At 48.7% G+C, this 21,500-nt stretch carries 18 protein-coding genes; all 18 read left to right on the plus strand.

The features are described 5' to 3' along the window. Positions 1-246: 246 nt before the first annotated feature. The gene (fabI, locus tag Q0238_RS02685; RefSeq protein WP_297942686.1) at positions 247-1,074 is read left to right on the plus strand and encodes an enoyl-ACP reductase FabI; all 828 of its coding nucleotides are present in this window, start codon (positions 247-249) and stop codon (positions 1,072-1,074) included. 24 nt (positions 1,075-1,098) lie between these two features. After that, the gene (locus tag Q0238_RS02690; RefSeq protein ID WP_297942688.1) at positions 1,099-1,341 is read left to right on the plus strand and encodes a hypothetical protein; all 243 of its coding nucleotides are present in this window, start codon (positions 1,099-1,101) and stop codon (positions 1,339-1,341) included. A 358-nt stretch (positions 1,342-1,699) separates the two neighbouring features. Further along, on the plus strand, positions 1,700-3,064 hold the full coding sequence (locus Q0238_RS02695) for a 3'-5' exonuclease (RefSeq protein ID WP_297942690.1): 1,365 nt from the start codon (positions 1,700-1,702) through the stop codon (positions 3,062-3,064). Further along, positions 3,054-3,908: a DNA ligase gene (locus tag Q0238_RS02700; RefSeq protein ID WP_297942692.1), complete on the plus strand. Its 855-nt coding sequence runs from the start codon at positions 3,054-3,056 to the stop codon at positions 3,906-3,908. Before Q0238_RS02695 ends, Q0238_RS02700 begins: the two co-directional genes overlap by 11 nt. 52 nt (positions 3,909-3,960) lie before the next feature. Further along, the gene (gene galE / locus Q0238_RS02705; protein ID WP_297942694.1) at positions 3,961-4,950 is read left to right on the plus strand and encodes a UDP-glucose 4-epimerase GalE; all 990 of its coding nucleotides are present in this window, start codon (positions 3,961-3,963) and stop codon (positions 4,948-4,950) included. A gap of 81 nt (positions 4,951-5,031) precedes the next feature. Next, the gene (locus tag Q0238_RS02710) at positions 5,032-6,570 is read left to right on the plus strand and encodes an oligosaccharide flippase family protein (RefSeq protein ID WP_297942696.1); all 1,539 of its coding nucleotides are present in this window, start codon (positions 5,032-5,034) and stop codon (positions 6,568-6,570) included. After that, the gene (locus Q0238_RS02715; RefSeq protein ID WP_297942698.1) at positions 6,567-8,162 is read left to right on the plus strand and encodes a Coenzyme F420 hydrogenase/dehydrogenase, beta subunit C-terminal domain; all 1,596 of its coding nucleotides are present in this window, start codon (positions 6,567-6,569) and stop codon (positions 8,160-8,162) included. Before Q0238_RS02710 ends, Q0238_RS02715 begins: the two co-directional genes overlap by 4 nt. Then, the gene (locus Q0238_RS02720) at positions 8,159-9,220 is read left to right on the plus strand and encodes a polysaccharide pyruvyl transferase family protein (RefSeq protein WP_297942700.1); all 1,062 of its coding nucleotides are present in this window, start codon (positions 8,159-8,161) and stop codon (positions 9,218-9,220) included. The genes Q0238_RS02715 and Q0238_RS02720 overlap by 4 nt, the downstream gene beginning before the upstream one ends. Position 9,221: 1 nt before the next feature. Continuing rightward, the gene (locus Q0238_RS02725; protein WP_297942702.1) at positions 9,222-10,301 is read left to right on the plus strand and encodes a glycosyltransferase family 4 protein; all 1,080 of its coding nucleotides are present in this window, start codon (positions 9,222-9,224) and stop codon (positions 10,299-10,301) included. Beyond that, complete coding sequence (locus tag Q0238_RS02730; protein ID WP_297942704.1) at positions 10,301-11,566, plus strand: glycosyltransferase; 1,266 nt, start codon at positions 10,301-10,303, stop codon at positions 11,564-11,566. The genes Q0238_RS02725 and Q0238_RS02730 overlap by 1 nt, the downstream gene beginning before the upstream one ends. Continuing rightward, positions 11,563-12,606 carry a glycosyltransferase family 4 protein gene (locus tag Q0238_RS02735; protein WP_297942706.1) on the plus strand — a complete coding sequence of 348 codons (1,044 nt, stop codon included), beginning with the start codon at positions 11,563-11,565 and terminating at the stop codon, positions 12,604-12,606. Before Q0238_RS02730 ends, Q0238_RS02735 begins: the two co-directional genes overlap by 4 nt. Before the next feature lie 249 nt (positions 12,607-12,855). Continuing rightward, the gene (locus Q0238_RS02740; RefSeq protein WP_297942708.1) at positions 12,856-13,974 is read left to right on the plus strand and encodes a glycosyltransferase; all 1,119 of its coding nucleotides are present in this window, start codon (positions 12,856-12,858) and stop codon (positions 13,972-13,974) included. A gap of 2 nt (positions 13,975-13,976) precedes the next feature. Continuing rightward, a complete protein-coding gene (locus Q0238_RS02745) occupies positions 13,977-16,724 on the plus strand; it encodes an STT3 domain-containing protein (protein WP_297942710.1) in 2,748 nt (915 codons plus the stop codon). A gap of 73 nt (positions 16,725-16,797) precedes the next feature. Continuing rightward, positions 16,798-17,925, plus strand: a complete 1,128-nt coding sequence (locus Q0238_RS02750; RefSeq protein ID WP_297942720.1) for a glycosyltransferase family 4 protein — start codon at positions 16,798-16,800, stop codon at positions 17,923-17,925. Then, entirely contained in the window at positions 17,918-18,523 is a 606-nt protein-coding gene (gene pglC, locus Q0238_RS02755) for an undecaprenyl phosphate N,N'-diacetylbacillosamine 1-phosphate transferase (protein WP_297924287.1), read from the plus strand. Before Q0238_RS02750 ends, pglC begins: the two co-directional genes overlap by 8 nt. Further along, positions 18,510-19,109, plus strand: a complete 600-nt coding sequence (gene pglD, locus Q0238_RS02760; RefSeq protein ID WP_297942712.1) for a UDP-N-acetylbacillosamine N-acetyltransferase — start codon at positions 18,510-18,512, stop codon at positions 19,107-19,109. The genes pglC and pglD overlap by 14 nt, the downstream gene beginning before the upstream one ends. Positions 19,110-19,225: 116 nt before the next feature. Then, positions 19,226-20,323, plus strand: a complete 1,098-nt coding sequence (pglE, locus tag Q0238_RS02765; protein ID WP_297942722.1) for a UDP-N-acetylbacillosamine transaminase — start codon at positions 19,226-19,228, stop codon at positions 20,321-20,323. Continuing rightward, the coding region (locus Q0238_RS02770; protein WP_297942714.1) for a polysaccharide biosynthesis protein at positions 20,323-21,500 on the plus strand (1,178 nt) is incomplete at its 3' end. The genes pglE and Q0238_RS02770, both read left to right, overlap by 1 nt.

The raw sequence follows: 21,500 nt of genomic DNA on the forward strand, positions 1-21,500 counted from the left end.
AATTTTAGGTCGCCTAGTCTAGCTTCGCGATACTACCGCTATCGAATTGCGTTTAAAATTTGGCGTTTCGCGAGATTTTGCGAATTTTAATTTGTAGAATTTTAAGTCAAATTGCGAAGGATTTTTCGCTTAGTCAAGGCAAAATTTAAAAAATAAGCGGAGCGAACATATGGTTCGTGAGCATTATTTTTTAAATTTTAACGCAGAATAAGTAGAAAAAGCCAAGCAAAATAGAAAGGAGAAATAATGATTTTAAAAGGAAAAAAAGGCCTCATCGTCGGCGTCGCTAACGCCAAATCCATCGCTTACGGCATCGCCGAAGCTTGTCACGAGCAGGGTGCGCAGATGGCGTTTACCTACCTAAACGACGCGCTAAAAAAACGCGTAGAGCCGATCGCGAAGGAGTTTGGCAGCAAATTCGTCTATGAGCTTGACGTAAACAACCAAGCCCACCTAGACGGCCTTGCGGATCGCATTAAAGCAGACCTCGGCGAGATAGATTTCGTCGTGCATGCGGTAGCCTATGCGCCAAAAGAAGCTCTTGAGGGCGAGTTTGTAAACACGAGCAAAGAAGCCTTTGACATCGCGATGGGTACGAGCGTGTATTCGCTGCTAAGCCTTACTCGCGCGGTGCTGCCGGTGCTAAAAGAGGGCGGCTCGGTGCTCACGCTAACTTACCTCGGAGGGCCAAAATTCGTGCCTCACTACAACGTAATGGGCGTCGCAAAAGCGGCTCTTGAAAGCTCGGTGCGCTACCTCGCACACGACCTTGGCGTGCGCGGTATCCGCGTAAATGCGATCAGCGCGGGCCCGATCAAAACGCTTGCCGCAAGCGGCATAGGCGATTTTAGGATGATTTTACGCTACAACGAAGTAAATAGCCCGCTAAAACGCAACGTCACGACGCATGACGTCGGCAACAGCGCGATGTACCTACTTAGCGATCTAGCCAGCGGCGTGACCGGCGAGGTGCACTACGTCGACTGCGGCTACAACATCATGGGCATGGGCGACGTGGCGACCGACGAGCAGGGCAGGACGATTCTAGCTTGGGATGCGGCTAAGACCGAGTAAAGCGGCGTGCAAAAAGGGCAAAATTTGACGCGCGCGATTTTTTACGACGATAGTCATAGACGGATAGCAGAGGGCGGTATAGAGGGCATCGCCGCCGTTTTGCGAGGTGATGACGAGGCCGAGAAAGCCTCGCTTCTATTGTGTCTAGATTATTACCTTGATCCCTACTACGGCTGCACGCTGGCGCATGAGAGCGAAATTTTCGCCCTTTTGCAGGAGCTGCTTCTGAGCGAGCGCTCGCAAGCGATCAGAGACGATATTTTGTAGCTTCTGGGCGATTACTGCGGCGATTTTAGCGTGCTGCGAAGCGGGATTTGCGAGGTGTCCGGCGAGCTTTTGCCCGACATCGAGCGCTTGATCGAAGGATAAATTTAACGACCGGCACGCTTTTGTGCGCGGTAATTGCGTCGCGGCGAGCGGTAGCGAAATTTGCCGCGCCTCTGCATACGCCCCTTTTTGCTGCGAAAATACGGCAGCGTAAAATTTTAAGATTGAAAGCGGCGATGAGAACCTCGGATGAGCGAGGAGATCAATTAGGCGCGTACATAAAAACGGCATGGAGATAGAGGATTATTTCAGAGCCGTTTTTTGAAAAAAGCGGTAAAAGCCGCTAGAAAGGAGCTTAATGAAAAAGGATTATATCTGCGTATTCGACTGCGAGACGATCCCCGACGTAGCGGCGCTGGTGCGGGTGCTGGATGAGGACGCGATCGCGGGCTGCTTCGAGCCTTTCGATAAAAAAAGCTTCGCAAAGCTTCTTGACGCGCAGCTCTCGCAAAAGATCGGAGGCGAGAAGCAAAACGCGTCTTTAAATTTTGCTGTAAATTCGGCAGAGCAGAATTCTAAAATAGAAAATTCCGAGCAAAATTCCGCGCCGCAAAGCTTTACGCAGCAAGACGTCGCGCCTCAAAGCTTTGCGAGTGAAAATTCCGCTGAAAATCTCGCGCAGAGAAATTTTACGAGCGAAAATTCCATGTCGCAAAATACGGCGCCGAAAAATTCCGCATCGCTAAATTTAACCTACGATGATACCGCGCCTCAAAGCTCCGCAGCACAGTGCGTCGCGGTAGAAAATTCCGCGCTCCGAAGCCCTGTGCCTCAGAATTTCGCAGCGGAAAGCTCTACGCTACAAAGCTCCGCATCCCAAAGCTCAAATAGCGAAAATCTCGCTTCAAATTCCGTGCAAGATCCCGCATTAAACGCGCTAAATTTTAAAATTTACGGCGAGCAGCCGATCTTTAACGCGGATAAAAGCAAAATTTTAAACCACAAATTGCTCTCGCTTAGGGCGATGGAGATTTTCAAAGAAAAAACCGGCAGCGAATTCCTACCCGTCTGCTTCCACCGCGTCGTTAGCATTAGCGCCGTGATGGCGGACGGATTCGGCAGGTTTTTGCGCGTCTCGACGCTTGATGGCGATAACGAGCGCGATAAAATCGCAAAATTCCTAACCTTCATCGAGGATTTTAATCCGCGGCTCGTGAGCTTCAACGGGCGCGGGTTTGATCTGCCGATGATTATGGCGCGCGCGATGTGCTATGATCTAAGCGCCGCGGCGTATTTTGAGACGAACGATCGCGATAACAACAAGAGCAAATGGGAGAACTACCGCAGCCGCTACGACGGGCGGTTTCATCTGGATCTGCTTGATCACATCAGCGATTTTGGCGCCGTTCGCGGGCTCAAGCTCGATCATATCTGCGCTAGCGTGGGCCTTCCTGGCAAATACGACGTGCACGGCGATCAGGTTCTGCAGTTGTATTACGCAGGCGAGCAGGCCAAGATCGACGAGTACTGCAGATCCGACGTGCTCAACACCTACTGGCTATTTTTGAAATACGAACTTTTGCGCGGCAAGATCACCAAGGACGACTATCTAAATTACATCGCGGTGATGGGCGAATTTTTGCAAAAAGAGAGCGCGGGCATGAGCTACACGCCCGTTTTTTGCGACTTTATAGAAAGGGAGCTAGCGGCATATGCGAAGTGAAATTTTTAAAATTTTAAAAGGCGCGGTTTTTTGCGCGCTGTTTTTGCTCTGCGGCGCGGTTGCGGATGAGGCTAAATTTAAACCGATGCTGCTTAAAGAGTACGTCCCGGGTATGAATATCACGGGCTGGGTGATTAGCGAGAAGCTAGACGGCGTGCGCGCGATCTGGGACGGCAAAAATCTGCGCTCCAGACGCGGCAAGATCATAAACGCCCCCGAGGGCTGGAGCGCGGGCTTTCCGCCGTTTTTCGTGGACGGCGAGCTATACACGGCGCGCGGAGAGTTTGAACAGCTCGTCTCGATCGTCTCTTCTAGCGTGCCCGATGAGCGGTGGAGTAGGGTAAAATTTTACGCGTTTGACCTGCCGAAGGAGCAGAAAAACCTTAGCGCGAAGATGGAAATTTTAAGAAATTTTATCGCCTCAAGCGGCGCGCAAAATTTACTCATCGTGCAGCAAACTCCGGTAAGCACGCACGCAGACGTGCAGGCGTATTTTGATCGCGTCATCGCAGCAGGCGGCGAAGGCGTCGTGCTGCGCGATCCAAACGCGCTTTATGAGAGCGGGCGCAGCGATAAAATTTTAAAATACAAAAAGACGCACGATAGCGATTGCAAGGTCGTAAAAATCAACCCGGGCTACGGCAAAAACGAGGGCAAGATGGGCTCGCTTAGCTGTGTAGATCTACGTAGCGGGGCGAAATTTAAAGTAGGCACGGGCTTTAGCGACGAGATGCGTGCAAATCCGCCTAAAGTAGGCACGATCATCACCTATCAATACCAAAATTTAACCCGCGAGAAAAAGCCGCGCTTCCCCGTATTTTTGCGCGTGCGACCAGCGATTTAATCTAAGGGGCTATAATCGCATATTTTGATAAATTTGATCCGAAGGAGAATAGATGAAAATTTTAATTACAGGCGGCGCGGGATACATCGGTAGCCACGTCGCAAAGGCGCTTTTAGAAGCAAACCGCCACGACGTCGTCATACTGGATAATCTTTGTAAGGGCTCGATGCGAGCGATCGAGGCGCTTCGCAAGATAGGCGAGTTTGAGTTCGTGCAGGAAAGCCTAGAAAACACCCCTACGATCGAGAAGCTTTTTAAGCGCGAGAAGTTTGATGCGATCATTCACTTTGCGGCGTTTATCGAGGTTTTTGAAAGCACGCAAAATCCGCTAAAATACTATCTAAACAACACCGCCAACGCGATGAATTTGATCGCGCTTGCGAACAAATACGGCGTGAAAGACTTTATCTTTAGCTCCACTGCGGCGACCTACGGCGAGCCGGACATCCCGCAAGTAAGCGAGGAAACTCCGCAAAATCCGATCAATCCGTACGGCAGAAGCAAGCTGATGGTCGAGTGGGTACTAAAAGACGCAGCCGCGGCAAATCCAAATTTTAAATATGGAATTTTGCGCTACTTCAACGTCGCAGGAGCCGCAAGCGACGGCACGATCGGGCAAAACTACCCGAACGCGACGCATCTTATTAAGGTAGCGACCCAAACGATCATTGGCAAGCGCGATAAGATGAGCATTTTCGGCGATGATTACGACACCAAGGACGGCACCTGCATACGTGACTATATCCACGTAGAAGACCTCGCAAGCGCGCATCTGGCGGTGCTTGATTATCTGCAAAGTAACGACAGCGCGGTTTTTAACGTAGGATATGGCACGGGCTTTAGCGTAAAAGAGGTCGTTAATGAAGCTAAAAAAGTAAGCGGCGTGGATTTTAAAGTGCAGATCGCTCCGCGCAGAGCCGGCGATCCTGCCTGCCTCATCTCAAACGCGGATAAAATTCGCACCAAAACCTCTTGGCAGCCTGAGCACGAGAGCCTGGATGAGATCATCCTAAGCGCGCTTAATTGGGAAAAGAAGCTCTAGGTTCTAGCGTGAAAGTGCGATTTGAAATTTTAAAATTTTACTCCGCCGCGTTTAATCGCGGCGAGCAAAAGGAAGCCTTGTTTGCTTAAAATTCTAAACGCCCCCGAAGCCGCGCAGCGTAAGCTCGGCGTCGTGCTATCGTATGTAAATATCTTTGTTTCTACGATACTTACTTTGGTTTATACGCCGTTTTTTCTGCGGGCGCTGGGGCAGAGCGAGTTTGGGCTGTATTCTTTAGCTAGCAGCGTTATTGGCTATTTAGCGATTTTGGATTTGGGTTTCGGCAACGCCGTGACGGTCTATACCGCCAAATACGCCTCGAGTGGCGAAGTGGAGCGCATGCATAAGCTGCACGGCACGATTTTTAGCGTGTATTTGGTAATGAGCGCGGTGATCGTGCTTGCAGGAGCTGCGCTGCTAGCCAATCTGCACGCGATTTTTGGCGCTAAGCTAAGCGCTAGTGAGATGGGCGAAATTCGCATTATGCTAATGCTACTAACTGCAAATTTAGCGATTAGCTTTCCTTTTAGCATCTATTCGTCGATCCTTACGGCGCATGAGAATTTCGTATTTATCAAGCTAGTTGGGATCTTTCGCACGATCGCTCTGCCGCTAGCTGCGGTGCCTGCGCTACTTTTGGGATATAAGGCTATCGCGATCGTAATCATCGCTACGGCGGTAAATTTAATCTGCGTCGCGGCAGATTTCATCTACTGCAAGCGCAAAGTCTCGCCCGTGATAAGCGTACGAAATTTCGACGCCTCCACGCTTAAGCAAATTTTTGGCTACTCGTTTTTTATATTTTTAGGCATCGTAGTCGATCAAGTAAACTGGAATGTCGATAATTTTATCTTAGGCGCTGTAGTAGGCGCTACAGCGGTCTCCACGTATGCCGTAGCAAGCACGATAAATGCCACTTTCGTCACGCTTTCGCTCACCATTAGCGGCGTGATGCTTCCTAAAATCGCCAAAATGGTCTCTGCAAACTCCACTGATTCCGAGCTTAGCGCAGAATTTATCAAAATAGGCAGGCTGCAATTTTACGTGATATTTTTTATCGCGTCGCTTTTGGTGATTTTTGGGCGAGAGTTTATCGTGCTCTGGGCTGGCGCAAATTATGAAATTTCATACGCAATCGCGCTTATTTTGGTGCTTCCAGTAAGCGTGCCGTTGATTCAAAATTTAGGTCTAGCTGTGCTTCAGGCAAAAAACAAAGTCAAATTTCGCTCAATCGCCGCGTTTTGCGTCACGCTCGTAAACATCGCTATTTCTATCCCGCTAGCTAAGGCTTACGGTGGCGTGGGCGCTGCGTGCGGCACGGCTTTTGCGATCACCTTGCTAAATATCTGCGTGATGAATATCTACTATGCTCGTGTAATCGGACTTGACATCGCTAAATTTTGGCAAAATATCGGCGCGATGTTAGTAAAATTTGCTCCCGCAATAGCAGTAAGCCTAGCGATAAATTACGCATTAGGCTTACACGGAGTGAGCTTTTTGCTAATTTGCGGCGGGCTTTATTCGGCTATGTTTGTGCTAAGTGCGTATTTTTGGGCGATGAATGACTACGAACGCGCGATTTTTGGCGGCATTGCGGCTAAGATAAGGAGGCGGGCTTGAGCTTCAATGTAATTAGCGAAGTGGTTACGAAAGACCGCTGTATCGGCTGCGGCGTCTGCGCGAGCAGCTGCCCTTTTAGCGTGCTAAAAATGCAGCTTGGGGGCAATGGATTTTACGCGCCCGAGGAGGGCGAAGGGTGCCGCGACAAATGTGATATTTGTCTAAAAGTCTGCCCGTTTTACGAAAAAGATACGCTTGAAAATGAGCTAAATTCTAAATCATACTCAGAGTTGGAAAGCTTTAGCCCAGATTTTGGCAGGTTTTTAGCTACTTACAAATTCTACAAAAAAGATGAAGCGCAGCGCTTAAGCAGTGCAAGCGGCGGCGCGGGAGATTATATTTTTCGCGAGCTTTTTGCGCGCGGGCTCATTGATTACGCGATTTGCGCTGTGCCTGCGGACGAGGGGGATTTTATAGCCCAAAATTCCAAGCGTGATTTTTCTGCCTGCAATAATTTAGCGCAGCCGCAGAATTTGCAAAATTCCGCAACCAAAAATTCCGAGCAGAATTCCGTAATGGTAAATTTAACGCAGAATTTGGCGGATGATGATTCTATAAATTTTACGAGTGCGCAAAATTCCTTTTGCGAAAATTTTACGCAGAATTCCGCGCAAAATTCTAAAGCTTCTTGTGAAAATTCCGTATCAGCACAGAATTTTGCCTGCGAGAATTCCAAAAACGCGCGAAATTATGCGGGCGAAAATTCCGTGCCGCTATTTAAATTTAGCGTGATAAAAAATGCCGATGAGCTTACTCGTGCGCGCTCGTCCGCTTACTATCCGCTCACGCTTGAAGCAGTGCTAAAGGAGATGTCGCGCCGTGAGGGTAGATACGCGATTAGCGCGCTGCCGTGTTTTGCCAAGGCCTTAAGGCTTGCTGCGAGCAAAAATCCGCGCCTTAAATCCCGCATAAGCTTTATTGTCGGGCTGGTTTGCGGACAGGGCAAGGGTGCTGGTTTCACGCATAAGCTGGCAGATCTTGCGTTTAAAGAGCGTAAGCAGCTCGCGGCAGTTAATTATAGATATAAAATCGCGGGCAAAAGCGCGATGGGCTTTGGTTTTAAATTCCGCGCTACAGACGGCAGCGAGGCGATAGACGATCGCAGTAGTAGCGCCTTTGCGTACTGGAGTTCGCGCGCTTTTACCCCACTTGCGTGCAACGCCTGCACCGACGTTTTTGCTAAATGCGCCGACGTCGTACTGATGGATGCGTGGCTGCAAAGCGAAATGAACGAGTGGCGCGGCACATCGCTCGTAATTACGCGCGCAGCTCAGATCGACGCGCTGTTTTCGCAGCCTACGAAGCAGGCACGCGAGGAGATTTTTTGCGAGCGGATATCCGCAGCAGAGGTGCAGCGCTCGCAGCAAAGCCAAGTGGAGTGTAAAAACGAAATTTTCTATGGCGCGAAAAACCCGCTTAGGCGTTACATCTTGCGCCAGAAGCTTCAGATCCAGCGATATAGTGCTACGCATTTTGATTGTGATGATTTCATCGCTGCTAGGCTTAAAAAAATTGCCGCTGCGAATAAAGTGCTAGCGCTTTTGGCGCTACCAAAGATCGCGGCATATAAAATTTATAGGAAGTTTGCATGAAGATCGGGATTTTTACCCTGCCGCTAGTAAATAATTACGGCGGAATTTTACAAGCTTACGCGCTAAGCCGCGTACTAGTGGGGCTAGGGCATGAGCCACGTCTCATAAATTTGCGCCTGCAAAGAAGTAAACTATCGATTGCGTATATTAAATTTTTAGTGGCGCGCACGCTTAAAAAGGAGCTTCGCGGCGCGAAATTTAATCCCTCTTACGAGCGCGATACTAGCGAGTTTGTGGCGGAAAATATCCCTTTAACCGCGCCTGTTTGTACGCTTGCGGATTTAAAGGCGCTGTGCGAGAAAGAGCGCTTTGAAGCAGTGATTTTAGGAAGCGATCAGGTTTTTCGCCCTAGCTATTTTGCGGATTTTGCAGATTGCTTTAGCCTTGGATTTTTGCCGCCTAACTGCACGCGGATCGCCTATGCTGCGAGCTTCGGCGGAGATAGGCTCTGTGGGCTTAAAAACCCCGCGGATTTAAAAGCTCACGCTGCAAATTTGGCTAAATTTAAAGCTATTTCGGTGCGCGAGTGCGACGGCGTAAGGCTTGCGCGCGAATGCTTTGGCGTAGATGCGCGCTGGGTGCTAGATCCTACGCTTTTGGCTAACAAAGAGATTTACGATAAATTTTTAAGCCATGCGCCCAAGCGCAAGGGCTTTGCCTATATCCTAGATCCATCGCCTCGCTCAGAAGCGGCGATAGAGCTACTAAAGAAGCAAAGCGGACTAGAGATAGATGAGGTGAACGACCGCGGCAACCGCATCGGCATAAAAGCGTGGCTAAGCGCTATTGCGGGCGCGGAGTTTGTGCTAACCGACTCATTTCACGGCTGCGTATTTTCTATAATCTTTAATAAGCCGTTTTTTGTGCTCGTTAACGCTAGTCGCGGCGCGTCGCGCTTTAGCTCGCTTTTGGGCTTATTCGGGCTTGAAAATAGGGCTTTGCAAGATCCCAAAGACGCGCGCTTGGACGCGACTATCGATTGGGATGGCGTAAATGAGGCGTTGCGCCGTAAAAGAGAGGATTCGATGAAATTTTTAAAAACAAGTTTAGGCTCATAAAATGAAAATAGCTATGGTAATTTCTGCTTTAGGCAAGGGCGGTGCCGAGCGCGTGCTAAGCGTGCTGGCAAATTTTTTCTGCCGTGAGAATGAAGTCTGTGTGATAAAATTTGACGCAGATGAGCCGTTTTACGCGCTAGATCCTAAGATCGAGCTTCTTAGCTTGGATTTGGGAGTGGGCGATTTAGGAGTATTTGGCAATATAAAAAAGCGCTACGATAAAATTTTAGCCTTGCACAGGCTTCTAAAAAATCGTAAATTTGACGTAGTAATCTCGTTTTTAGATAATACCAATGTCCTTACGCTTATCGCAAATCTTGGAGTCGGGCAGAAAATCATCGTCTCCGAACACACCAATCATCGCTTTTTAAAAAGTCCGATCTGGCGAGCTCTCAAGCGGATCTTTTATCCGAGGGCTGCAGCTCTTAGCGTGCTTAGTAAATTTGATCTGGATCATTACACATATGTGCAAAATCGCGCGATTATGCCTAATCCGATGTTTGAGATCAGCCATGCTAAAGATGCTCGCCCGCCTAAAGAAAATATCATCCTAGCAGCCGGCCGGCTCAATGTCTATAAGGGCTTTGATGTCCTTCTTAAGGCGCTTGCGCTTGTAGATTTCAATCTTTTAAAAGAATGGAAGGTGGTGATCGCAGGCGACGGAGAGGAGCGAAAGAGCCTTGAGAGCCTAGCTGCGAAGCTGCGCTTAAACGTGCAGTTCATCGGCTTTGTGCGCGATATCGAAAGCTTATATGAACGCGCTAAAATCGTAGTCGTAACCTCCAAGATGGAGGGCTTTTGCAATATTTTGATGGAAAGTATATTTTTCGGCACCGCTAGAATTTCTACAGATTGCATCGCAGGTCCTAGCGAGCTTATAAGCGACGGCGTGGATGGGTTTTTGTGTCCAGTGGGAGATAGCGCAAGTATCGCTAAAAAGCTTGAAATTCTAATGAGCGACGAAAAGCTGCGCGAGCGACTCGTACAAAATGCCTCCAAGCGCGAGGAGAGCTTTAAAATTGAAACGATCGGGCAACGCTGGTTGGATTTTATAGCCGCTACGATACACAGGGAGGAATAATGAGCGAAAATCCCCTAATCTCGGTCATCATCCCCGTTTATAATGTCAAAGAATTTCTGCACGCTTGCGTGGAGTGCATTACGGCGCAGACCTATACGAACTTAGAAATTTTGCTCGTAGATGATGGCTCAAATGACGGCAGCGAGGCGATTTGCGACGAATACGCTGCGCGCGATCCCCGTGTGCGCGTGTTGCATAGACTAAACGGCGGACAGGCTAGCGCGCGAAACGCTGCTTTGGATGTCGCTCGCGGGGAGTTTATCAGTTTCGTAGACAGCGACGACTTGATAAGCCTTGATTTGATTGAGACGCTTTTTCGTCTGACGCAGAAATTTTGCACCAAAATAGCTATGTGCGGCTACACAGCATTTAGCGACGAGAGCGAAATAAATAATTTCAAGGCGGCTTTAAATTCTAAAGAAAATCAAAATTCTAAAGAGATTAGCGATCCAGGAGGAGCTGCAAATTCAAATGCCAACGCAGGCGAATACAAAATATCGCCGCAAGAGCTTTTTAGACGCAGCTGCACGCAGGATCCGTATTTTAGCACCGCGGTTTGGCGCGCGCTGTTTGCTCGCGAAATTTTCACTGCTTTGCGCTTTCCTGCGGGGCAGATCTATGAGGATGTGGCGATATTTTTTGATATTTTTAACGCTTCTATTTCGGCGTGCACGGATGAAATTTTATATTTTTATCGCGTAAGGGCGGGCTCGACCGTAAACTCATTCGCTCGCAGGCATCTGGCGGTCATCGCTGCGGTGCGCCGCTATACTGAGGCGATCGCTGCGAATTATCCAAGCTTGGCGCGTGAGGCTAATTTTACTCGCTGCGAATCCGCGCTGAATACGGCGTTTTTAATTATCAAATCAAGCTTTGATCCTGCAGGCTTGGATGGAGATGCAACTTCTCCTTCCAAGGCTAATAAGCGCAGCTTGGCAAACGAGGCAGATTTGCATGGCGCTGATAGTTTATCTTGCGCATGCGGTAAAAATTCTGCAGTTAAAAATTCCGCCAAGCAAAATTATATGCGAAATTCTAAGCAAAATTCCGCGTCGCAAAGAAAGACCGCAGATCCCCGCTCTCCTTTAAGCGCTGCAGAAGCTGCGGATCAGATCCGCTCACTGCACGCTTTGGTGCGCGAGCGGCTGGATTTTGGATTTTTCGCAGCGCATGCAAGCCGCACGCAGACGCTGATGATGGTCTTATTTTACGCTAGCCCCGCGCTTTTGCGGCTATTTTATAAAATTTATCGGAAGCTAAAATGAAAATTTTATTCGTCATCGCGGCTCTTAGAAACGGCGGCGCCGAGCGCGTGTTGCAGGTCTTGGCGAACCATTTTGCGCGCGCAAACGACGTTACGATCGCGATTTTGGAAAATGACGAGGGCAGGTATAAATTTAGCGAAAAGATAAAATTTTTGCATCTAGATGTTTATAAAAACGGCGGCAGGTTCGATAAATACAGAATTTTGCGCGAGTGTTTCAAGCGCGAGCGCCCAAACGTCATCATCAGCTTTATGGACTGGACGAACGTAGCGTGCGTGATCGCAAGCTTTGGGCTAGGCATCCCGCTCATCGCGACCGAGCACAACGCGCACGATTATCTGCCAAGCGGGCTTTTTAGCCGCGTGCGCGATCTGTGCTACAAAAAAGCGGACGCGCTTACGGTGCTTACGCGCTCGGACTTTGAGTACTATTCGCGATTTGTCAAAAACTGCTTCGTCGTGCATAATCCTTTTTTCGGCGAGATTGATGGCGCTAAAAGCGCTAAGCGAAACGTGATCTTAAGCGTCGGCAGGCTCGAGCCCGTAAAGGGGTATGAAATTTACTTTGATGCGCTAAGCAGGATCGATAAAGGCCTGCTTGCGCAGTGGGAAATTTTAATCGCAGGCGACGGCTCGCTGCGCGAAAGCTTGCGCGAGCTGGCAGCACGGCTTGGACTTGAAGTGCGTTTTTTAGGGCATAAACAGGACGTGAGCGAGCTGTATAAAGAAGCTAAAATTTTTGTACTCAGCTCGCTTAGCGAGGGGCTTCCGAACGTGCTGATCGAGTCTGCATTTTACGGCTGCGCACGGCTTAGCAGCGACACGGCGGGCGCAAAAGAGCTCATAAAGGACGGCTTTAGCGGCATTTTATTTAAATGCGGCGATGCGAATGAACTTGCGAGCAAGCTTGAAAATTTGATGCGCGATGAGGCGCTGCAAAAGCGGCTGGTGCAAAATGCAAATGAGAATTTAGACGATTTTTCGCAGGAGCGCATAGTCGAGCTCTGGCAGGGCTTGATCGATCGGTTTGCGCGTAAATAGCAGCCGCTTATTGATGCCCTAGCGGCGCGCAGGGATTAAATTTAAACTTCGGTGTGCTAAGATAGCATCTTGCGCCCGAGCAAAACGGCGCGTTTAAATTTATAAAGCCGCATCGCGCGATGAAATTTAGCCGCTTGGGGCAGCGCAAAACGCGCTAAATTTAAACGGAATGCGCGGCGTATGCTCGCATAAAAAGCGGAACTAAAGCTTAAATTTAGGGCGCGGCAGCGATATTTAAAAGGTAAAGGGATGAAGAAATTAAGCGTTTTTATATATTCGATGGGAGGCGGCGGCGCCGAGCGCGTCGTAAGCAACCTATTAGGCGAGCTTACGGCGCGCTACGAAGTGCATCTGGTGCTGATGAACGAGAGGATTTTTTATGAAATTCCAAGCGGCGTGCAGATCCATTTTATCGAAAAATCAGCCCCTTTTGAAAATGGACTGTTGAAGCTCGCAAAGCTGCCGTTTTTGGCGCTGCGATACAAAAAGCTATGCGAGAGGCTGAGTATCGACATCCACTTCGTTTGGATGAACCGCCCTTGTTACGTGGCGGCGCTGGCGCGAGTTTACGGATTGGGCGGAGCGATGATTTTTAACGAATGCTCGACGCCGTCGGTGCTATATAAAGAGCCGAGCTTTAAATCTAAAATTTCAAAGCTTCTGCTGCGCAAGCTCTACCCGAAGGCTGATTTTATCTTTCCAAACTCGCTTGGCAATCTGCGCGATCTGGCGGATAACTTTGGAATCGATGAGCGCAAGATGAGCGTACTATACAACGCGATCGATCTGGATGAGATCGGTCGCAAAGCTAGCGAGCCTATCGCGCAGCAGAGGCCGTTTTTCCTAAGCGTCGGCAGGCTCGATGCGGGCAAAAACCACGCGCTTTTGATCCGCGCGTATGCGAATTTAAAAAATAATGACAAAGACCTACTGATCCTAGGCGACGGCGTGCTGCGAGCCGAACTTGAGGCTCTGATAGAGGAGCTGGGCTTAAGCGGCCGCGTGAAGCTGTTGGGCTTTGACGCAAATCCGTATAAATATATGGCTAGATGCTATGCGTTCGTCTTTGTAAGCCTTTTTGAGGGGTTTTCAAACGCGCTCATCGAGGCGCTTGCGTGCGGCAAGCTCGTAATTTCAAGCGATCATCAAAGCGGCGCGCGCGAGCTTATGGGGCAGAGCGAATGGGGCGTGCTGGTGGGCGTAAACGATCTAGAAAGCACTCAAGCGGCGATGCAAAAAGCGCTGGATGATGAAAATTATGTAAAATTTTATGAGAAAAAGGCTAAAATTAGAGCCTCGTTTTTCGATAAAAAACGGATAGCAAGCGAGCTGATCGCAAAAATAGAACAAATCGACGAAGGAAAATAGGCGTGGGTGAAGAAAAAAAGGCTTTTAGCGTTAGAGAGATCGACGAAGGATCGGACGATCAAAAAGGCGCGCAATCAATGGGTGCTGACAAAGCTGCCTTAAGCGAAAATTTTGCTAGTGAGGGAAATTTTGACGCAGAGTATTCCGCAGGCGGCGGAGAGAATTTTAGCGGCGAAAATGCCGAGCTTGAGGGTAGCGAGGATACCGTGCCTCAGAGCGATAAAAATTCCGCGCTTGATGCAAAAAATTCCGCGAGCAAAAATTCCGCGCACGCCGGCGTTAAGAATTTAAGTGACGATCAAGTGCGCGCTGCTTCTGCAAAAATGCGAGCACAAAAAAAATCCAAAAAGGCTAAAAAATCAAGCGGACGAAATTCTACCTCGGTAAATTCTGAAAATTCCGCAGGCGCAAATTCTACAAACTCAAATTTGAAAGGTACTGCGAATTCCACGAGCAAAAATTCTATAAATAAAAATTCCGCAAAAGCCGCTAATTTGGCTAAATTTAAAAATGCGAATTCCGCAAGTGCTTTAAATTCTACAAACGGCATAAATTCTGATAATTCTAAAAACTCTACAGCAGAAAATTCCCAAAATTCTAAAAATCAGGCAGCTGGCGCGCTTCCTGCCAGGCGTAGAATTTTTGGCTTCATAAAAAATTATGAGTTCTCCAAGCATATTTTGCTGATGATTTTGCTAGCGTTTGCCTTTAGCGTGGCGTTTCGTATGTGGTGGGTGCACTGGGCGAGCGGCTTTGTGAACTACTTTTTTTGGGATGGCGAGCTGATGATAAACACCAACGACGGCTACGCCTTTGCAGAGGGCGCGCGTGACCGTCTTGCGGGCTTTCATCAGCCCAACGATCTTAGTTATTTTAGCGCGCCGCTTTCGATCGTGACGGCGTTTTTGGCTGAAATTTTGCCCTTTAAAATCGAGACGATATTCGTTTATCTGCCAGCTTTGTTTAGCTCGCTCATCGTAGTGCCGATCTTGCTTATCTCAAGTGAGTTTCGCTGCATGCGCGCGGGCTTCATCGGCGCGCTTGTCGCGAGCGTGGCGAATAGCTACTACAACCGCACTATGGCGGGGTATTACGACACCGATATGCTAAATATCGTGCTTGCGATGTGTATTTTGTGGGCGCTCATCCGTATCTGCACGCGCGGCTCGCGCAGCACGCTGTTTTGGCTGGGCGCGTTTACGATATTTTATATGTGGTGGTATCCGTCCAGCTTCTCGCTAAATTCCATGATGCTCGCCATGTTTTTCGCCTACACGCTGATTTTTAAGCGAAAAAGTGCGGTAAATTACGAAGCGATGATCATCTTTTTGATTGCGCTTTGCTCCACGCCTTTGGTGGCAAAAATTTTAATCTCGCTTACGCTATTTTGGCTCTTTGCATTTAAAGGAAAGCTATTAAATTTTAAATCCCTAGCCCTTTTGGGCGGCTTTGCCGTGGCGTTTTTCATCGCAAACGGAGGTCTTAGCCCGATCATCTTTCAGGCGAAATTTTATATCTTCCGTTCCTTTGCGGACAACGCCGATATGGCATTTCATTTTTTTAACGTCAATCAAACGATCCAAGAATCGGGCATCGTGCCAACTAATATCTTTATGGAGCGCATCAGCTCGCACGTCGCGGTTTTTGTGATCGCGACGATCGGATATTTAGTGCTTTGCTTTAGACATAAGGAATTTTTGCTCTCGATCCCGCTTTTGCTTTTGGGCTTTGCGGCGAACAAAGCAGGCCTTAGATTTACGATCTATGCCGTAGGTGTGATGGGACTGAGCTTCGGATATATTTTGTATTTTTGCGTAAAGCGCTTGGATCTGCCAAAGATCGCGGGACGCGCGATACTGCTAATTTTGACGGCACTTGCGATCTATCCTGCGTGGCAGCACATCATCTCGTACAAGGTCGATACGGTCTTTTATCAAAGCGAGGTGCGGGTGCTAGATGAGCTCAAAGATAAGGCGCAGCGCGAGGATTACGCGCTTTCGTGGTGGGACTACGGATACGGCATACGCTATTACAGCGATGTAAAGACCCTCATCGACGGCGGTAAACACCTCGGCAACGATAATTTTCCCGTTAGCTTCGCGCTTTTTAAGGATCAGATGAGCTCTGCAAATATGGCGCGCCTGGATGTCGAATACACCGAGCGCGGATATAGCGAAAAAATTCCAAACAAGCTAAAGCAAATTTTAAAAGACTATAACGCGACCGACGTCAATGATTTTATCTTAAGCTTGGGACTGGCTGATTTTAAGCCGCCGAAGCCTACGCGCGACATCTACTACATCCTGCCCGATCGTATGATGAATATCTTCCCTGTCGTTACGCAGTTTTCAAATATCGACATCACCGACGGCAAGCAGCTAAGTGAGCTGTTTTTTATAACGAGCGATAGGTTCGTTCAGGATCAAAGCGGCGTGCATATGGACAACGGCTTTTCGATCTCGCCGAATTTGCTTAGTTTGGAATTTAGCGGCAGAAAATTCGCAATCAATACTTTTTACGAAACGAGCTACGATGCGAGCGGCAAGCTTTCGGTAAAAGAGTTTAATATGGACAGCAGCGCGCAATTTTACGTGATTTTCATGCGCGATTACGGGCGGTTTTTGCTGATGGATAAGACGATGCTAAACTCAAGTTACATTCAGCTTTTTGTATTTGAAAGATATAGGCCCGAGCTATTCGAGCCTGTGATCTTAAGCCCTGCTGTGAAAGTTTATAAATTAAAGCGCTAGATAAAATTTTGCCGCAAGCTAAGGAGAAATTTATGAAATTTAATCTCGTAACGCCAAGCAAGGAATGCAGCAGATGGCTCGCATAGGGTTTTTAAGCCATGCCGATATGAGCTTACATTTCTTTCGCCGCCCGATAATGCAGGCTTTAAAAGAGCGCGGGCACGAGGTTTTTGCAATCGCTCCTCGCGGCGCTTATACGCAGGATTTAGCGCGCGATTTTAATGCCGTAACCTACGATCTTGATCGAGCGAGCTTAAATCCGTTTACCGTATTTAGCAACACCAAAGCCCTTGCGCGCGAGCTAAAGAGGCTAAATTTGGACCTGCTGCAAACAGCCGCGCACAAATCAAATGTGTTCGGTACGCTGGCGGCTCGAGAGGCGGGTATAAAATATGTGATAAACTTAGTCGAGGGGCTGGGCAGCTTTTATATCGACGATGATATTAAAACAAGGCTCGTGCGAGTGGTTTTGGAGAAGCTTTATAAATTTTCATTTTCGCAGGCGGATGCTTGCGTATTTGTAAACGATGCCGATCCCGATTATATGCTATCTCGCGGGCTTATTGCGAAGCAAAAGGTCATAAGGATTAAAAGTGTAGGCGTAGATGCTGAAAGGTTCAACCCCCAAATCGTTAATGCGGCGGATCTGGGCGAGGATTTGCACGGCAAAAAAATCGTGCTGATGATAGCTCGCGCGATGTGGCATAAGGGCGTGAGAGAATTCTACGAAGCAGCAGAAATTTTAAAAGATCGATCGGATGCGAAATTTGTCTTCGTAGGCGAGGGCTTTGCGGGCAATAAAAGCACCGCTGATCCTGCGTTTTTGCAAAGCGGCGCGGTGCATTATCTGGGTGCCAGAAACGACGTGCCAGAGCTTTTGAAGGCTAGTTACTTGCTGGCACTTCCTAGCTACAAGGAGGGCTTTCCGCGCACGGTTTTAGAGGCGATGAGCATGGCGCGAGCCTGCGTGGTAAGCGATTGCAGCGGTTGTGTCGAGGCGGTGCAAGATGGCGTCAACGGCTTAATTTGCCGCACTCGCGACGCAGAGGATCTTGCGCGAAAGATCGAAATTTTATTAGACGATGCTGCGCTTTGCGAAAGGCTTGGACGAAACGGGCGCGAGCTGGTGCTTGCAAATTACGACGAAAAGATCGTCACGGAAAAATATTTAGAGGTTTATAGGGAATTTATCGATGTATAAGAGCTTTTTAAAACGCGCGCTCGATTTTACGGCGGCTTTGATTTTGATTATTTTGGTTTCGCCCGTGATGGCGCTTACGTGGTTCTTGATCCGCAAACACATTAGCAAAAGCACGATTTTTACGCAATCTCGCCCTGGGTTTGATGAGCAAATTTTTAAAATTTACAAATTTAAAACGATGAGCGACGAGCGCGGCGCAGACGGCGAGCTTCTACCCGACGAAGAGCGGCTGAACGATTACGGCAAAAAGATCCGTGCGCTAAGTCTGGATGAGCTGCCGCAGCTTTTCAACGTGCTAAAGGGCGATATGAGCTTCATCGGGCCGCGACCGTTGCTGATCGAATACTTGCCGCTTTATTCGCCGCAGCAGCGCTTGCGACACAGCGTGCGCCCGGGCATCACGGGGCTTGCGCAGGTAAACGGTCGCAACGCGATCAGCTGGGAGAAAAAATTTGAGTTCGATACGTATTACGCGCAGAATTTAAGTTTCGCGCTCGATCTTAAGATCGCGCTTTTAACGATAAAAAAGGTGCTTGCAAAAGAGGGCGTGAATAAAGAGGGCATGGCGACGACGGAGAAATTTAATGGGCACAACTAAAATTTACGTTTACGGCGCGAGCGGACACGGGCTAGTAGTCGCGGACGTCGCGCTAGCTGCGCGCGGGGCTAAATTTAGCGAGGTCGTTTTTTTAGACGACGCGGCAGGGCTGAAATTTAGCGAGGATCTGCCGAAGCACCCCGTAATAATCGCAATCGGCGATAATAAAACTCGCGCAAAGATCCAAGAGAGAGTATCGCGCGCGGGTTTTGAGATAGCGACGCTAATTCATCAAAGCGCCATCGTTAGCCCAAGCGCCTCTATCGGCGAGGGTGCGGTCGTAATGCCCGGCGCCGTGATAAATGCGCGAGCTAAAATCGGTCGCGGCGCGATAATCAATTCAGGTGTCGTAATCGAGCATGAGTGCGAGATCGGCGAGTTTTCGCACATTAGCCCAAACGCGGCGCTTGCGGGTGGCGTGAAGGTGGGGGCGTTTTCGCACATCGGTATCGGCGCTAGCGTCATTCAGAGGCTAAGTATCGGGCAGCGCTGTATCATCGGCGCAGGCGCTGCGGTCGTGCGCGACATAGCTAGCGACAGTGTAGCTGTAGGCGTGCCCGCTCGCGTGATTAAAAAAAATAGCTGAATTTAAAATTTATAGCATTAAAAGTGATAAAATCCGAGCATTTAAATTTAATGCCGAAAGCTAAATTTAGCCTTGCGTCGCGCGAGGTTAAATTTAAAGATCAAGGAAGGATGAATATGGCAAGAGTATTTTTAAGCCCGCCGAATATGGGTGGCAATGAGCTTGAGTATATAAAAAAGGTATTTGAAAGCAACTATATCGCGCCTTTGGGCGAATATGTCAATCGCTTTGAAGACGCAGTGAAGTCCTATACTGGCACGTGCGGCGCGCTGGCGCTAAACGCAGGCACGGCGGCGCTTCATCTAGCGCTTCGCTGCAGCGGCGTAAAGGACGGCGACGTGGTGCTTGGCTCCACATTTACCTTCATGGCGTCGCTAAATCCGATATTTTACGAGCGCTGCGTGCCGGTGCTGATAGACAGCGACGAGAGTTGGAATTTAAGCCCGAAGCTGCTTAAAGAAGCGATCAAAAAATCGCCGAAAAAGCCAAAGGTGCTCGTCGTTACGCATCTTTACGGACAGGCTGCGAAGATGGATGAGATATGTGAAATTTGCGCGAACGAAGGCATTGATGTTATCGAGGATGCCGCAGAGGCGCTGGGGGGATTTTATAAGGGTAAAGCACTTGGCGGTATCGGAAAATGCGGCGCACTAAGCTTCAATGGCAATAAAATCATCACTACCTCAGGCGGCGGAATGCTGATCTCAAACGATGAGGGGCTAGTGGCTAAGGCTAGATTTTTAAGCACCCAAGCGCGCGAGCCGCTGCTTCACTACGAGCACAAGGACTACGGCTACAACTACCGCTTAAGCAACGTCTTAGGCGCTATCGGCGTAGGTCAGATGGAGGTCTTGCCACAGCGCGTAAAGAGAAAGCGCGAAATTTTTAAAATTTACGAGGATCTGTTTAGAGGCACCGACGTAGAGTTTATGCCCGAAGTAGAAGGCGGCGAGGGCAATAGATGGCTTACAACGCTATTATTTAAGAAAAAAGACGCTCATCTAAAGGTAATCGATGCGCTAAATAAAGCTGATATCGAATCTCGTCCGCTTTGGAAGCCGATGCATCTGCAAAGCATCTTCGCAGGCGCGCTTAGCGTAGTTGACGGCACGAGCGAGGATATGTTTAGTCGCGGCATCTGCCTTCCTAGCGGCACCGATATGAGCGACGAGACGATCGAACGCGTCGTAAAAATCGTAAAAGAAAACATCTGATGCTGTTAAAACCCACTAAATTTAGCCGCTTCGCGTTTTTTTTGCTAGGAGATATTTTTATCTCGATCCTCTCTGTTTATATTGCGTTTTTGCTGCGATTTAGCGGAGATATACCGAACGAATTCTATAAAGGCGCGCTGCTTAGCGCCTCGAGTCTTACTGCGATTAAAATTTTCTACTTTTGGTTTTTGCGGATCTATTTAGTTCCGTGGAGATTTTTCGGCCTATATGAAGCGAGGAAGCTCTTCTATGCGCACGTTATGGCAGCGCTTACCTTTTTAATCCTGTTTTTTCTAGCGAGTAAAGTTTTTAACCCATTCCCGCGCTCGGTCATTATCATCGATGCGGCGATCTCGTTTATTTTAATCGGTGGGATTAGAATTTCAAAGAGGATGTTTTTAAGTGAGAAGAAAAATATCACGAATAACGAGCCCTGCATCGTCGTGGGCGCTACGAGCAAGACCTTTCACGTCCTAAAAGGGATGCGGCAAAAATACATCAATTACTATCCGGTGGGCGTCGTGGACGGGCGGCCTGAGCTAGTAGGGACGTATTGCGAAAATTACGTCGTCAGAGCCAAGAGCGAAATTCCGCAGATGATCAAAGATAGCGGCGCCAAAACCGCGATTATCGCGCTGGCGCTGTATCCGGACGAGCTAAAGCAGCTCTACGACGAGCTGTTTGCATACGGGCTAAAAGATATCAAGCTCTTTTCGCTTTTGGAGGATGAGAGCAAAAAGATCCGCGACGTATCGATCGAGGATCTGCTCGCGCGCAAGCCCAAGGATCTCGACACCAAGGCAATTGAAAATTTTATCAAAGACAAGATCGTGCTGGTAACGGGCGCGGGTGGCACGATAGGAAGCGAAATTTGTAAGCAATGCTTGAAATTCGGCGCAAAGCGTCTTATCATGGTCGAGCACAGCGAGTTTAATCTATACTCAATAAATGAAGCTACGGGCGCGGATGCGCGCAACGAGTTAAAGATGATAAACGTCGTTTATCGCCATGAGCTGGAGGAGGTTTTTGCAGAATTTCATCCCGAAGTAGTCGTGCACGCAGCGGCGTATAAGCACGTGCCGCTATGCGAGTTTAACCCGCATCTAGCGGTCAAAAACAATGTCATCGGCACAAAAAACGTAATCGATCTGTCCAAAAAATACGGCGCGAAAAAGGT

It is taken from the genome of uncultured Campylobacter sp., assembly GCF_938045775.1.
In the GTDB taxonomy this organism is placed as follows: Bacteria; Campylobacterota; Campylobacteria; order Campylobacterales; family Campylobacteraceae; genus Campylobacter_B.

Excerpts from the sequence above, each read along its gene's own strand:
- Q0238_RS02700 (WP_297942692.1), top strand. The coding sequence starts at position 3,054 with ATGCGAAGTGAAATTTTTAAAATTTTAAAAGGCGCGGTTTTTTGCGCG.
- Q0238_RS02725 (WP_297942702.1), top strand. The coding sequence starts at position 9,222 with ATGAAAATAGCTATGGTAATTTCTGCTTTAGGCAAGGGCGGTGCCGAG.
- galE (WP_297942694.1), top strand. The coding sequence starts at position 3,961 with ATGAAAATTTTAATTACAGGCGGCGCGGGATACATCGGTAGCCACGTC.
- pglD (WP_297942712.1), top strand. The coding sequence starts at position 18,510 with ATGGGCACAACTAAAATTTACGTTTACGGCGCGAGCGGACACGGGCTA.
- fabI (WP_297942686.1), top strand. The coding sequence starts at position 247 with ATGATTTTAAAAGGAAAAAAAGGCCTCATCGTCGGCGTCGCTAACGCC.
- Q0238_RS02740 (WP_297942708.1), top strand. The coding sequence starts at position 12,856 with ATGAAGAAATTAAGCGTTTTTATATATTCGATGGGAGGCGGCGGCGCC.
- Q0238_RS02720 (WP_297942700.1), top strand. The coding sequence starts at position 8,159 with ATGAAGATCGGGATTTTTACCCTGCCGCTAGTAAATAATTACGGCGGA.
- Q0238_RS02730 (WP_297942704.1), top strand. The coding sequence starts at position 10,301 with ATGAGCGAAAATCCCCTAATCTCGGTCATCATCCCCGTTTATAATGTC.
- pglC (WP_297924287.1), top strand. The coding sequence starts at position 17,918 with ATGTATAAGAGCTTTTTAAAACGCGCGCTCGATTTTACGGCGGCTTTG.
- Q0238_RS02695 (WP_297942690.1), top strand. The coding sequence starts at position 1,700 with ATGAAAAAGGATTATATCTGCGTATTCGACTGCGAGACGATCCCCGAC.
- Q0238_RS02735 (WP_297942706.1), top strand. The coding sequence starts at position 11,563 with ATGAAAATTTTATTCGTCATCGCGGCTCTTAGAAACGGCGGCGCCGAG.
- pglE (WP_297942722.1), top strand. The coding sequence starts at position 19,226 with ATGGCAAGAGTATTTTTAAGCCCGCCGAATATGGGTGGCAATGAGCTT.
- Q0238_RS02750 (WP_297942720.1), top strand. The coding sequence starts at position 16,798 with ATGGCTCGCATAGGGTTTTTAAGCCATGCCGATATGAGCTTACATTTC.